This is a genomic window from Agrobacterium vitis, from assembly GCF_014926405.1.
GTDB lineage: Bacteria > Pseudomonadota > Alphaproteobacteria > Rhizobiales > Rhizobiaceae > Allorhizobium > Allorhizobium vitis_H.
Map to the genome: position 1 here is coordinate 537,443 of NZ_JACXXJ020000004.1, position 13,641 is coordinate 551,083.

Here is a 13,641-nt window from a genome sequence, read left to right on the forward strand (position 1 = left end):
CAAAAGCCTCGCCGCCTCACCACTAAAACGCCTTTCAATGATCAATAGGCAACGATGCCGGTGCCTTTGTAGACCTTGTCAAACACGGCCTTGACCGTATCGTTCTGGTAAGAGGCCACCAGCGTCTTGACCCACGCCTCATTTTCCTTGCCCTGTTTGACGGCAATGAAGTTGCGGTACGGGTTGTCAGCCGTTGGCTCCTGCGCAATGCGGTCGGCGGGTGAAAGACCTGCCTTCAGCGCCCAGTCGGTATTGACGACGGCGGCATCAAGGTCATCAATGGCGCGGCCAACAATGCCAGCATCCAATTCCTTGATCTTGATGGATTTCGGATTTTCAGTGATATCGGCAATGGTTGCCAAAATGCCTGTGCCATCCTTCAACTTGATCAAGCCTTCATTTTGCAGCACGCGCAGCGCACGGCCTTCGTTGGAGGGGTCGTTGGGGACGCCGATCTGCGCGCCCTTGGGAAGGTCCGCAACCGCCTTGTATTTCTTGGTGTAGAGACCGATGGGCCAGACGCCCGTATAGCCAACCGGCGTGATGTGGTAGCCGTGCTGTTTGATCTGGTTGTCCAGATAAGGCTTGTGCTGGAAAGCATTGGCATCGATTTCACCGCGCTCGAGGGCCTCATTCGGCTGGGTGTAATCGTTAAACACCACGGTCTTGATTGTCAGGCCCTTCTTGGCGGCTTCCTGCGCCACTGCGCGCCAGACATCTTCATCTTCGCCGCTGACGATGCCGACCTTGATCACCTTATCCTCGGCGTGAGCCTGCAATGCACCGGTGCCAGCGGCCACTGCCAGCGCCATCAAAGCTGCCAGACCCGCTCTGCGCGACAGAGATGGTGTGTTTCCGAATATTTTTGTCATTGTTGTCGTCCCTTGATGGAAGAAGTCATCGCTCCGATACAACCAACAATGACAGAGTGATCTTCAGGACGCTAAGGCGATAAAACCATTTTTTGCACTGCAAAAGAAATAGGCTTTTGCACAATTTCATTCCTCAAGAACAATAATCTATTGTTTTTGTGGATTAATTGAATTCGGCAATGAAAGGGAGGCAATTCGCATACACCTCAACGTCTTGAGCGCGTCAACCGTAGACCGAGCCTCATAAATCAACAGGCGCCCCTGAAATACGGAAAGCATCGGACAGAAAATACGAATCGGCACGATGCTCTAGATGTCGTAGCTATGTGCGGCATTGATCGTGGAGATGAAACGCTTTGTGCGGTCCTGTTGCGGGACCGTGAAGATATTTTTCGCACTGCCGGTTTCAACGACGCGACCTGCTTCAAGGAAAACAACATCGTTGGCGATCTTTGAGGCAAGCCGGAGATCATGCGTGGCAATGACCATGGTGGTCCCCTCCCCGGCCAATCGGCTCAACACATCCACAACCTCTGCCGCAAGTTCCGGATCCAGTGCCGATGTTGGCTCGTCACACAATAAAACACGCGGCGACGGTGCTAAGGCTCTGGCAATGGCAATGCGTTGCTGCTGGCCACCAGACAAAGTGGATGGCCAGACATCCGCTTTGTGGGCCATGCCCACCTTGTTCAGCAGCTCAATGGCGCGCTGACGCGCTTTTTCCTTTGGCCATTTCAGCACGGTGACCAAGCCTTCCATCACATTTTCGATGGCTGTTTGATGCGGAAACAATTGAAAATTTTGAAAAACCATTCCGGTCTGGCGGCGAATTTTCTGAATGGATTGCCAACCGTTTTTTTGTCCGGGTGCAAATGTCAGACTTGCTTCGCCGATTTTAACGGTGCCGATTGTCGGGATTTCCAGCAAATTGATGCAGCGCAGCAACGTGCTTTTGCCACCTCCGGACGGTCCGACTAGCGCCGTAACATTTCCTTCCGGGATGCGCAGGTTGATATCATTCAGGATAACAGCCTCACCGAAACGCTTTTCGATATTGGAGAGCTCGATCATGCGTTGGACTCCATCATACCGCCATAGCGGGCAAAGCGACGCTCCAACCGCACCTGCACTGTCGAGAGCACAGAGCACAGGGCAAGATAGATCAATGCTGCTTCGATATAGAGGATCAGTGGTTCATAGGTGGTGGCGACAATGCGTTGAGCCGCCTGAAACAGTTCTGGCACGGTAATGGCGGCAGCGAGCGACGTATCTTTCACCAGAGAGATGAACGTGTTGGACAGCGGCGGCACGGCGACACGAGCCGCTTGCGGCAGGATCGTGCGCAGCATGGCTTGATGCCAGCTCATACCAATCGAATAGGCCGCTTCCCATTGTCCCTTCGGCACGGAGGAGATGACAGCGCGAATGATTTCAGAACTATAGGCCCCTATGTTCAGCGTGAAGCCGATCAGCGCCGCTGGAAAGGCATCCAGCAAAATACCAATGCTTGGCAAGCCGTAGAAAATTACAAAAAGCTGGACAAGTAGAGGGGTGCCACGAATGACCCAAACATAAAAGCGGGCAATCGCCGCCACCGGTTTCGCTCCGAACAGCCGGCCGATGGCCGTAACAAGCCCAAGTGTCAAGCCGAACGTGAAGGAAAGTATCGTTAGCGGAATGGTAAACACCAACCCTGCCCACAGAAGAGGGACAAGCGAATCCACCATCAATTGAAGCCAGTGCGGCAAAGACATCTTCCTCAAAAGAGATGCGCCCGGCAGACAATCCCGCCGGGCGCTCTTCACGTGAATATAGGGCGGTTTAAACGATATCCAGCTTTCTACAAAACGCTATTTGGAGACGTCTTGACCGAAATACTTCTCAGAAATCTTCTGATAAGTGCCATCGGCTTTGATGTCAGCCAGCGCCTTGTTGATAGCGGTCCGCAATTCGGGCTCCTGCTTGCGAATGATCACGCCGGAATAATCGGCATCGCTCTGCTGGGCGACGACCTTCACCGGCGCATCTGGCTTGTGCTTCTTGAAGTCGAGGAAAGACAGGCTATCATTGATCGTGGCATCGGCACGACGCGTCAGCACGAGTTGAATGGACTGATCAAACCCATCGGTACCAACCAGTTCCGCACCCGACTTTTCAGCCAGCTTTCCAAAATTGCTGCTGAGAGATTGCGCCGATTTTTTGCCCTTCAGATCAGCAAAGTCCTTGATACTATTGTCATCACTGCGGACGATCAGAACGGCTTTTGAGGCGATATAGGGATCCGAAAAATCATATTTCTGTTTGCGCGTCTCGGTAATGCCCACTTGATTGATCACGGTATCATAGCGCTTCGCATCGAGACCGGCGATCAATCCATCCCATTTTCCTTCCACGAACTCGGCTTTAACACCAAGTTTGGCGGCAATGGCTTCTCCAATTTCCACGTCAAAACCAACCAGCTTGCCACTCTCATTGTGATAGGTGAATGGCGCATAAGTGCCCTCGGTACCGATCTTGAACACGCCAGCCGATTTGATGGTTGCGAGATTTTCACCTGCATGGGCAGGCAAGAGTAAAGCAGCCTGCAGCAATGCTACGGTGGCAAGAGATTTAAGCAGTTTCATATCGGTGATGCGTCCTTATTGGCGATAACCGATAATCGCAGAAATCACATCGAAAATACGCGCATAAAACTGCGCGAGAAATAAGCAATTGCAAATATTTTTCTCATTTTCACGCAAATGCCATGGAATGGTTCAAAGCACTCTTCAATCTCTGTTGGTAAGGAACAAGATAGTCCATGCCGTGCTCCCGGCGCATTGGTAAATCGATGTGGATTTCCTCGGAAATTCGCCCAGGCCGGGGCTTCATGACAATGACCCGGTGGGCAAGCGCGATGGCCTCGTCAATGTCATGGGTCACAATCACCATGGTTGCCTGGGTCGCCTGCCAAATGTCGAGGAGGTGCTGTTGAAGTCGGCCCCTTGTCATGGCATCGAGAGCCGAAAACGGCTCGTCCAACAACAACACTTCAGGACGTGTGACGAGCGCGCGGGCAAGAGCGACGCGCTGGGCCTGACCGCCAGACAACTCCTTTGGCCAACGGTTGCCATAGCCATTGAGGTGAACCGTCTCAAGCACCTCTGCGATGCGGCCCTTGCGCTCTTGGCTATCCAGATGCCGGATTCCGAAGCCGATATTATCGGTAACACGCAACCAGGGCAGCAATCGTGGTTCCTGAAAAATCAAATTGATCAGCGGATGCGGCCTTGTGATGAGGTCATCGCGCAAGTGCACGCCACCCGAGGTCGGTTGATCCAGTCCGCTGATCAACCGCAGCAATGTACTCTTGCCACAGCCAGAACCGCCCACTATCGCCAGAATCTCGCCCGCATTGACATCAAAACTGACGTTGTCCAGCGCTTGAGCACCATTCGCATAGGTCTTGCCAAGATGGGTGACAGACAACATCACAGCCGATCCCCACCATAGGCATCCTGCCAGCGCAGCAAAGGTGCCGTGAGGGCCACCAGCAGCGCATCAGAAAGTTTGCCAATCACAGCAAAGGCAAGAATTGCCGCGATGATCTGTTCGGGCTTACCCAATTGCTGCCCATCAACCAACAGATAGCCCAGCCCTTCCGAAGCGCCCATGAATTCGGCTGCCACCACAAACATCCAGCCAAGACCAAGCCCGGCCCTGAGCGAAACGACAAAGCTTGGCAGCACCGCAGGAAACAGGATGCGCCAGACAAGCTCCAGATTGGACAGCCGAAAGATCTTTCCAACCTCAACAATCTTGCGATCAACCTCACGCAAAGCCGTTGAAATACCAAGGTAGACCGGGAAAAACACGCCGGTGGCAATCAGTACAATTTTGGATGTTTCAAAAATCCCGAACCAGAGAATGAAAAGCGGAACCCAGGCGATGGATGGAATAGCCCTGATCGCCTGAAGGCTAGGGTCCAGCAGCCGTCGTAGAGTGGTGAAATATCCCGTTAGAGCGCCGATGAGCGTACCCGCAGCCGCGCCTGAAACAAAGCCAACCAGAACACGCAATGAGCTTGCCACCAGATGGTGCGCAAGCTCGCCCGTGATTGTAAGCTGCCAAAGCGTTTGCAAGATGCGCGAAGGTGCCGGAATGAGCCGACCAGAGGCCCAACCGAAACGAACAGCGAGTTCCCACAGCACAAATCCCGCCAGTGGCAATATCACGCTTGCAGCAGCACGGTAGAGACCTAGCCTGTAGCCACTGAAGGAGGCTTTCGGCACGGCTTTGCTTTCATCCTGCCGGATCGTTTCAAAAATCGCTACCATAAGGCCTCGTTCACATCGCCCGTTTCTATTGTCCAAGACCGGAGCTGAATTGCGGATCAATCAGCCCGTCAACAGCCTTTGCCACATCCACCTCGGCACCGATGACGCCAGCCTTTTGCAAAGCGACACCCGCTTGGAAAATGGTGTCGCGCTGGGCTGGACCAATCTGCGATGACGACAGATCTGTGCGTTCAAGCTGTTTGGCAATCACAGGTCCCGGCAGCTTGGCAGCTTCTTCCAATGCCACTTTCAAGGCATCAGGATGGGCAATCGCCTCCCGGCGTGCCTGATCGTAGACAGCCAGAACCCGCTTGACCAACGCGGGATGCTCCTTGGCAAACTCTTCCCGTGTGTTTAACACGCCCCATGTATTGTCTTGCGGCTTGCGGTAGAAAAGAACCGCGCCGTTCTCGACCTCAGCCGAGGCCATCAATGGATCGAGGCCTGCCCAGGCATCGACATCGCCGCGCAGCAGCGCAAGCTTTCCATCGGCGTGTTGCAAGAGAACAAGCTTTACGTCTTTTTCGGTCAAACCGGCATCGGCCAGCGCGCGCACCAGAAAGATATGTGGATCGGTGCCACGCGTGACCGCAATTGATTTCCCCTTGAGGTCAGCAGGCTTTGTGATGCCCGTTTCCGCCCGGGTCACCAGAGCGGTCCATTCCGGCTTCGAGTAGACATAGACCGATTTGATGGGATTGCCGTTGATCTTGCCGATCAGGGCAGCAGCCCCCGCTGTGGAGCCAAAATCGATCGACCCGGCATTGAGAAACTCGAGCGCTTTGTTGGAGCCAGCCGACTGCACCCAACGAATGGAAATGCCGTCCTTGGCAAATTCCTTTTCCAGCAAACCTTGCTTTTTCAAGATCAGACTGACCGGATTATAGGTTGCCCAATCCAGCGTAATCTCCTTGGGATCTGCCGCAAAAGAAGACACCGTTCCAAAAGCCAGTAAACAAGCCGTTGCGATTAGCCGCTTCAATATCCGCCCCATATTATCCCCCCTGTTGCGCCGCTTGGCATTTTTCTTTTCCAAAACATAAGGATAGGTGGCAATTGGACGGAACAGAAGAAAAAACCATCTTATTCTATGGAAAATATAGAAAAAAGTTGCCGCACGTGGCGCTCAAGTTAATTGATCGTTGTCAAGCGCTGTCGCCGCGCTGCTTTATCCTCGGGTAATAGCTGATAAATTTACCGGCTTGGCGGCTTCATGGTGTCTTCAATCCTGAATGATCAACCAGGCTCCGTCATGATACGGATTTGATACGCCTCGCCATAATTTTGATCGTTCGTTTCCAATCACGCCACGGTCATGTGCGGCATAATTCAGTGGCCCAAACATGAATCCCAGCGGCGCAGCAAGCGCACGTGCCGAGCCCTTCAAGACAGATCGCGGAAAAAATTGATCGCCCCATGGCTCCCAATTGGGAGTTATATTTCTCAATGAGCTGCATTTAGTACATAAATTCTATATATTATATCATTTTTTAAATACCCTTTTCGCTTGAGATTAAAGCCGGGACATACAGCCTTGAGTATTTTGTCAGCAAGCCAAGACGCCCAACCGCAAGCTGTTTCATACATCCAATACCAGGCTCCACCACCACTTTCTGGTGCGGCCAAGCTCGGCTGGGTCAAAACAGGTTTGCCCGCCAGCGCGCCATCTGCAGCCCCCCTTCCCATGGCGAGGAATTTGCCACCCTGCCTAGTTGGCCGAAAGAAACAGGAGAAACCAAATGGCACTAACCGCTGAAAGCGCAAAAGAACCCGATTTGAAAGGTCCGCTGGATTTTGAAAACAGCCCCCTCAGCCGGGCAGCGCGCCAGCCGCTGATGCTGGGCCTGTTTCTCAATTTGCAGGATATCAATTTTTCCAGCCTGCCCACCAGCAACAGCTGGACTTTTGATTACAATGCCGAAGTGGTCAAAAAGGCCGATGCGCTGGGCTTTGAAATTGCCTTCAGCCGCACCCAATGGCTGCCCAAGGGCGGCTATGACGGTGAGGCATCGCTGGATAGTTTTATTGCGCTTGGGGCCATGGCTGCCATCACCACCAATATCCTGCTGATCTCCACCATCCATGTGCTCTATGGGCCGCTGCACCCGCTGCATCTGGCCAAATATGGCGCAACGCTGGACCACATTGCGAAGGGGCGCTGGGGCATCAATATCGTCACCGGCCACCGCGCCATTGAGCATGAAATGTTCGGCTGGCAGCGCATCGAGCATGACAAGCGTTATGATATGGCATCTGAGCTGTTCCATGTGCTCAACCGGCTGTGGAGCGAGACCGAAAACTTCTCCTATGAAGGCAAGCTCAACCCATGGGCCATCAACAATGGCTGGATCACCCCGAAGCCTGAATTTGGCAGACCACCGCTGGTCACCGCCACCGGCTCGCCCGCCGGGATCGATTTTGCCGCGCGCCATTCCGATCTTGTCTTCGTGACCTCGCCGGGAGGTGCGCATATTGAGAGTGCGCTGGAAACCCTGCCCGACCATATCGCCGCCATCAAAACCCGCGCCGCCTCCTATGGTCGCCGTGTCAAAACCATCATCAACCCGATTGTGGTGAGCCGCGACACCGAGGCGGAAGCCTTCGCCTATGCCGATGCCATTGAGGCGGGCAAGCCACAGCAGGGCACCCGCGCCTTTGCCACCAACAATTACGAGAGCGATGCTCATGCCTGGCGTGGCCGTGGTGATCCACGTCACAAGCAAGGCCGCAATCTGGGTGGCAATATTGAAATCATTGGCACACCGGAACAGGTGGTGGATCAATTGCTGGCCCTGCACAAGGCCGGAATCGATGGCGTTCAGCTGAATTTCTACGATTTCCGCGACGATCTCGATTATTTCGCCGAGCGCATTTTGCCACTGTTGAAGCAAGCGGGCCTTCGGCTCTGAACGGCACGCGCATCTAAACCAAGGGCGCAAACGTCCTTGGTCCTCCCCGATTTATTGAGCGCTTTAATCCAAGGATGCATTTGTGACCTCCTCTACAGACACACTACCGTCCCCGCAAGTTATTGATCGCATTGCCAGCTACGTGCCAGAGCTGACAGCCATTCGGCACGACATTCACCAGCACCCGGAAATCGGGTTCGAAGAGGTCCGAACGTCAGGCATTGTCGCCGAAAAGCTCACCTCATGGGGCATTGAGGTGCATCGCGGCTATGGCAAAACCGGGGTTGTCGGACGCCTGCGCGGCAAACACGCTGGCAATCGTTCCATCGGGCTTCGGGCTGATATGGATGCCCTGCCGATGCCGGAGGAAACCGGCCTGCCGTTTGCCTCTGTCTATCCCGGCAAATTCCATGGCTGCGGCCATGATGTGCACACCACCATCTTGCTGGGCGCTGCCCGCTATCTGGCAGAAACCCGCGATTTTGCAGGCACTGTCACCTTTATTTTCCAGCCAGCCGAGGAAGGACTTGGCGGCGCAAGGGCGATGATTGCTGATGGCTTGTTCAAGGATTTTCCGGTTGATGAAATCTATGGGCTGCACAATTCATCCTATTCTCCGCCCAACCATTTGAAGGTGTCGCCGGGCACCATTCTGGCCGGGGCCGATTTCTTCGACATCACCTTGCGCGGCAAGGGTGCACACGCCGCCCATCCCGATGTGGGGCGCGACCCCATCCCGGCGATTGGTGAGTTGATTCAGGCCCTGCAGACCATTGTTAGCCGCAATGTTCCTCCCACTGATCCTGCCGTGTTGTCTATCACCCGGATTGAAGGCGGATCGGCCTATAATGTTATTCCCGAAACCGCCTCAATTGCCGGAACGGTGCGGGCCTTTTCCGATCAGGTGCGCGAAACCATTCGCACCCGCATCACCGAGATTTCCAACCACATCGCGGCAGCCCACGGGCTGACGGCCACAGTTGATATTCGCGACATTTTCTCCGTGCTGACCAATGACGATGCAGCCGTTGAGGCTGTGGCCTCGGTTGCCCGCGAGGTGCTGGGGGATACGCGGGTCTCCACCCAACCCTATCGCGCGATGGGCAGTGAGGATTTCGCCGACTTGCTCAAACACGCCCCCGGCGCATTTTTTACCCTCGGCCACAGCGGCACAGTGCCCGCGCATAATCCCGGTTTCATCGTCGATGATGCCATTCTTCCTGTCGGCGCAACCCTGTTTTCCCGCTTGGTGGAAAGCAGGCTGAAGGCCGCCTGATCAAAACAATCCATTTCAAAAAGAGAATAAGTGAGGACACCCATGACCATCTCCCTGACACGACGCAAGGCCCTGCTGCTCGGGGCCGCCCTTGGCGGCTCAACCCTGTTGCCATCCTTTGGCTTTGCAGCTGACACCCCGAAAAAAGGCGGCATTGCCACCTTTGTAGCGGCAGGAGAGCCAACAACGCTGGTGCCGCTGTCTGACACCAACACCAGAACCCGCGCCATTTCCACCAAGATCCTCGAAGGTTTGGTGCGGTTTGATAGCACGTTCAAGCCCCACCCGGTTCTGGCTGAATCCTGGGAGCTGTCAGCTGATGGGTTGCGCTTCACCTTCCGCCTGCGCAAGGGCGTGAAATGGCATGATGGCAAGGATTTCACCTCAGCCGACGTGCGGTTTTCGCTGCTGGCCTTCAAGAAAGTTGGTCCGCGTGGCCGAGTGACCTTCGCCAATGTATCGGATGTCGAAACGCCGGACCCGTTGACCGCCGTTGTGGTGCTGGCCAAACCAGCGCCGTATCTGCTGCGCGCCTTGACCGGCGGTGAAACACCTATTCTGCCCGCCCACGCCTACCCGACTGACAATTATGCAGAGAGCCCGAACGGCAATGCGCCAGTTGGCACCGGCCCGTTCGTGTTTGAAGAATGGAAGCGCGGCAGCTATGTAAAACTCAAGCGCAACCCGAATTACTGGCAAGCGGGCCTGCCGCATCTGGATGGTTTCGTGGCCCGTTTTGTTGGCGATGGCGCTGCCGCCTCGATTGCGCTTGAGACTGGCGAGGCCGATTACAGCACCGACGTGTCCTTCAGCGATATTGAGCGGCTGAAGCAGAGCCCAACGCTGACTGTGGATACCTATACCGACGCCTATCTCAACAATGCGCAGGTGTTCGAGTTCAATCTCGAAAACCCAATCCTTGCCAAAGCCGAGGTTCGCCACGCGCTGGCCCATGCCATTGATCGCAACTTCATCAATGATGCGATTTTCTACGGCACGGCGAAACCGGCCTTTTCCAACATTCCGGCGGTGTTCAAAGACTATAACGACGAAGCGCCATTCCAATACGAGTTCGACCTCAAGAAAGCCAATGCGCTACTGGACAAGGCCGGACATCCGAAGGATGCCAATGGCACCCGTTTCTCTTTGCGGCTCACCTATAGTCCCGGCGATAGCTTCAAGAAAACCGCTGAATATTTCCGCTCCACCTTTGGCAAGCTGGGCGTGAAAATTGAGATTGTTGATGGCGATCTCGCCACCTTTATCAAGCGCGTTTACACCGAGCGCGGTTTTGACATCAACCTCAACGGTATCAGCCGATTGTTTGACCCCACGGCGGGCGTGCAGCGCCTCTACTGGTCGGATGGCATCAAAAATATAGCACCCTATGTCAATGCCGCCCATTATAACAATCCGAAGGTGGATGACCTGTTCCGCGCCGCTGCCATTGAAGTGGATGAGAAAAAGCGCGCCGAGGAGTTCAAGGAAATCCAGAAAATCACCGGTGCGGACCTACCGAATTTCTCGGTCATTGCCCTTCCCACGGTGATTGCCCGCAACAAGCGCATCCAAAATCTGGTGACCACCATCGACGTGGCCTACAGCGACCTCGCAGAAGCCTGGAAGGACAGTTGAGTGACCGCCCGCGAAAAAACGGATCAATCCCCCTCTCACCAATGATGGACATCATGGCTCAAGATACACTTTTCCTGCTCTCCCCCGGCTTTGAAGATGCCAAATACCCCGGCACCCGCTTTGTCTGCCCATCTTGCAACCAGATTGAGGGATTGCTGCGCAGCTTCCCCGATCTGGCGGCGAAACTGACCATTCACCGGGTGGATTTTCCACGTCCACGCCAAGAGGTCATCGCAGAGGTCGGCGAGGACCATCAGGGCCTGCCGCTGCTGGTGTTTGGTGAAAACCCGCCGGAGGATGCGGCCAGCCGTGGCGATACCCGTTTCATTCAGGATACAAAGCGCATTCTGGCGCTGTTGGCCGAGCGCCATGGCTTTCCACAGTTGCACTGATCGGAGGAGGCGAAGACATGAAGCTCACCAGACGCGACTTTCACCGCATTGCCCTTGCCGCCGGTGCCTTCACGGCGCTGCCCGGCGGGGCCTTTGCCGCCGCAGAAGAGCCAATTTCCGACGGAACACTGAAGATTGTCTATTTTCCCGAGCCAACCCAGTTGGTAGCCATCAACACCAGCTCGGGCGGCGCGCAATTCATCGGAGCCAAAATCTTCGATGGCTTGCTGACCTATGATTATGACCTGACGCCCAAACCGGCGCTGGCCAAGGAATGGAGCATTTCACCTGACGGTAAGACCTATATCTTCCATCTGCGCCCCAATGTGACCTTCCATGATGGCAAGCCGCTAACCTCGGCGGATGTCGCCTTTTCGATTTTCCGCCTCAAGGAAGCCCATCCGCGGGGACGGGCTATTTTTGCAACGGTGGAAAGCATTGATACCAGCGATCCGCTGGTGGCAAAGCTCTCCCTGTCCAAGCCGACGCCAGCGCTGATCACGGCCCTGTCCGGCTCTGAATCGCCCATTGTGCCAAAGCATATTTTTGAGACCTTCAAGCCCACAGAAAATCCAAAGCCGCAGCAGATTATTGGCAGCGGCCCCTTTGCGCTGAAGGAATGGGTGCCGGGCAGCCATATTCTGCTGGAACGCAATGCCGCCTATTGGGATGCGCCCCGGCCCTATCTCGACCGCGTTATTCTGCGGTTGATCAATGATGCCAGCGCCCGCTCGGCCGCCCTTGAAACCGGCGAGGCCGATATTGGCCCCAATCCAGTGCCCCTCTCCGATCTTGATCGGCTGAAAGGTGTTGCGACACTCAAGGTCGATGATCAGATCTATGCCTATGCGGGCCAGCAGAACCAATTGGTGATCAATCTGGAAAACAGCTACCTCAAGGAGCTGAAAGTCCGCCAAGCCATTGCCCATGCCATCGATGTTAAGGCGCTGATCAATATCGTGCTCTATGGCTATGGCATCCCCTCACCCACGCCGATCAGCCCCGGCCTGGCAAAATTCCACAATCCCGATATTGGATTTGCCAAATATGACGTGGCCTTGGCCGAAAAACTGCTGGATGAAGCGGGCTTTCGCCGTCAAGCCAATGGCAAGCGCTTCAAGCTCCGGGTCACGACCAATCCGTTTAATCCCGCGAGTTATTCCGACTTTATCGCGCAGGCGCTGATCAAGATCGGCATTGAGGCGGATATTCAAAAATTCGATTTCGGCACCTATGTGAAAGTGGTCTATACGGACCGCGCCTGGGATCTTTCGGTGGAATCGCTCTCCAACACGTTCGATCCAACAGCCGGTGTGCAGCGGGTCTATTGGAGTAAGAATTTCAAGCTCGGCCTGCCCTTTTCCAATGCCAGCCACTACGAAAACCCTGAGGTCGATCGCCTGCTGGAAGCGGCTGCCGTGGAGCCGGATATCGAAAAACGCGCCCAATTGTTTAGGGATTTTCAGGTGATCATCGCCCGCGATCTTCCTGTGATCAATCTCGTTTCCCCCATCCAACCCGTGGTGGGCAACAAGCGCGTGCGCAATTACGCTTATGGCGCGGAAGGTCTGATTGGCAACCTTGCCTATGCCAGCCTTGCAAAAAACAGCTAAACATTGAGCAAGCCCCGACAAAGGGGCCTGTTTTTTTGCCCATTATCATGGTTTCGCACTGTCTTCTCAAATAGCATTACAGCGCCAGAACCATTCAAGGTTCGTGGCGCTGTCCTCGTTTATCCGGAAATCATTCTGACAATGGCTCTGGTGTAGCGGGTAAAATCAGGCTGCCAGAGCTTGGGACGCGTTCACATGCATGCGGATGGCCGCCTGCAAATCGCTGACCGATGGATAGACCCGATCATCCAGATCAATCACATGGAATTTAACGGCAATAAACCGCAGAAGATTGCTGCTGTGCGGAACTGCGATTCCCACTGGGATGCCCTGATATTCAATAACTTGTTTCGTCATGACGTGCCTCACATGCCCCTCGGGCCAAGGTTTGCTCTATGCTGAATTTTGCTTCCGATTGAATGAGCGCGAGCAACAACAAGGAGAATAAAAGACCGGTGCCAGCGATGGGGCGCAACGTCGTGCTGTCATTTGAACGGTCATGGCAATCTCCTTTTTCTACTTAATTTATAGACTATTTTTTCAAATTCATCAATCCTAATAAGCATGGAGACGCAAAATAAGTGCATATTTTCCACATTATAGCTATCATTAGAGCATATTATTCCAG

Annotated in this window: 13 protein-coding genes; 5 read left to right on the forward strand and 8 right to left on the reverse strand. The window is 54.5% G+C overall.

Going from position 1 to position 13,641, the window contains the following annotated elements:
• Positions 1-41 precede the first annotated feature (41 nt).
• The 7 genes from IEI95_RS10885 to IEI95_RS10915 form a co-directional block, all read right to left on the reverse strand.
• Complete coding sequence (locus IEI95_RS10885; RefSeq protein ID WP_156537517.1) at positions 42-872, reverse strand: MetQ/NlpA family lipoprotein; 831 nt, start codon at positions 870-872, stop codon at positions 42-44.
• A 309-nt stretch (positions 873-1,181) separates the two neighbouring features.
• The gene (locus tag IEI95_RS10890) at positions 1,182-1,943 is read right to left on the reverse strand and encodes an amino acid ABC transporter ATP-binding protein (protein WP_070165914.1); all 762 of its coding nucleotides are present in this window, start codon (positions 1,941-1,943) and stop codon (positions 1,182-1,184) included.
• Positions 1,940-2,620: an amino acid ABC transporter permease gene (locus IEI95_RS10895; protein WP_156532893.1), complete on the reverse strand. Its 681-nt coding sequence runs from the start codon at positions 2,618-2,620 to the stop codon at positions 1,940-1,942. Before IEI95_RS10895 ends, IEI95_RS10890 begins: the two co-directional genes overlap by 4 nt.
• 102 nt (positions 2,621-2,722) lie before the next feature.
• Positions 2,723-3,496 carry an amino acid ABC transporter substrate-binding protein gene (locus tag IEI95_RS10900; protein ID WP_156532890.1) on the reverse strand — a complete coding sequence of 258 codons (774 nt, stop codon included), beginning with the start codon at positions 3,494-3,496 and terminating at the stop codon, positions 2,723-2,725.
• Positions 3,497-3,605: 109 nt separating this feature from the next.
• Entirely contained in the window at positions 3,606-4,343 is a 738-nt protein-coding gene (locus IEI95_RS10905) for an ABC transporter ATP-binding protein (protein WP_156532889.1), read from the reverse strand.
• Positions 4,343-5,188 (reverse strand): ABC transporter permease, encoded by an 846-nt coding sequence (locus IEI95_RS10910; RefSeq protein ID WP_156532887.1) that lies wholly within the window; start codon positions 5,186-5,188, stop codon positions 4,343-4,345. Before IEI95_RS10910 ends, IEI95_RS10905 begins: the two co-directional genes overlap by 1 nt.
• A 25-nt stretch (positions 5,189-5,213) precedes the next feature.
• Entirely contained in the window at positions 5,214-6,182 is a 969-nt protein-coding gene (locus IEI95_RS10915; RefSeq protein ID WP_015918356.1) for an aliphatic sulfonate ABC transporter substrate-binding protein, read from the reverse strand.
• A gap of 745 nt (positions 6,183-6,927) precedes the next feature.
• Here IEI95_RS10915 and IEI95_RS10920 point away from each other — a divergent pair.
• From IEI95_RS10920 to IEI95_RS10940, 5 genes are all read left to right on the forward strand, one after another.
• Positions 6,928-8,097 (forward strand): LLM class flavin-dependent oxidoreductase, encoded by a 1,170-nt coding sequence (locus IEI95_RS10920; protein WP_156532886.1) that lies wholly within the window; start codon positions 6,928-6,930, stop codon positions 8,095-8,097.
• An 82-nt stretch (positions 8,098-8,179) separates the two neighbouring features.
• Positions 8,180-9,373: a M20 aminoacylase family protein gene (locus tag IEI95_RS10925; protein WP_194416412.1), complete on the forward strand. Its 1,194-nt coding sequence runs from the start codon at positions 8,180-8,182 to the stop codon at positions 9,371-9,373.
• Between the two features lie 48 nt (positions 9,374-9,421).
• Positions 9,422-11,008, forward strand: coding sequence for an ABC transporter substrate-binding protein (locus IEI95_RS10930; protein ID WP_194416432.1), 1,587 nt, complete (start codon positions 9,422-9,424; stop codon positions 11,006-11,008).
• Between the two features lie 53 nt (positions 11,009-11,061).
• Positions 11,062-11,400, forward strand: a complete 339-nt coding sequence (locus IEI95_RS10935) for a DUF3088 domain-containing protein (RefSeq protein ID WP_234890992.1) — start codon at positions 11,062-11,064, stop codon at positions 11,398-11,400.
• A gap of 17 nt (positions 11,401-11,417) precedes the next feature.
• A complete protein-coding gene (locus tag IEI95_RS10940) occupies positions 11,418-13,013 on the forward strand; it encodes an ABC transporter substrate-binding protein (protein ID WP_156532882.1) in 1,596 nt (531 codons plus the stop codon).
• Positions 13,014-13,178: 165 nt separating this feature from the next.
• Here the strand turns inward: IEI95_RS10940 and IEI95_RS10945 are convergent, their stop codons facing one another.
• Complete coding sequence (locus IEI95_RS10945; protein WP_156532881.1) at positions 13,179-13,370, reverse strand: hypothetical protein; 192 nt, start codon at positions 13,368-13,370, stop codon at positions 13,179-13,181.
• Positions 13,371-13,641: the final 271 nt, after the last annotated feature.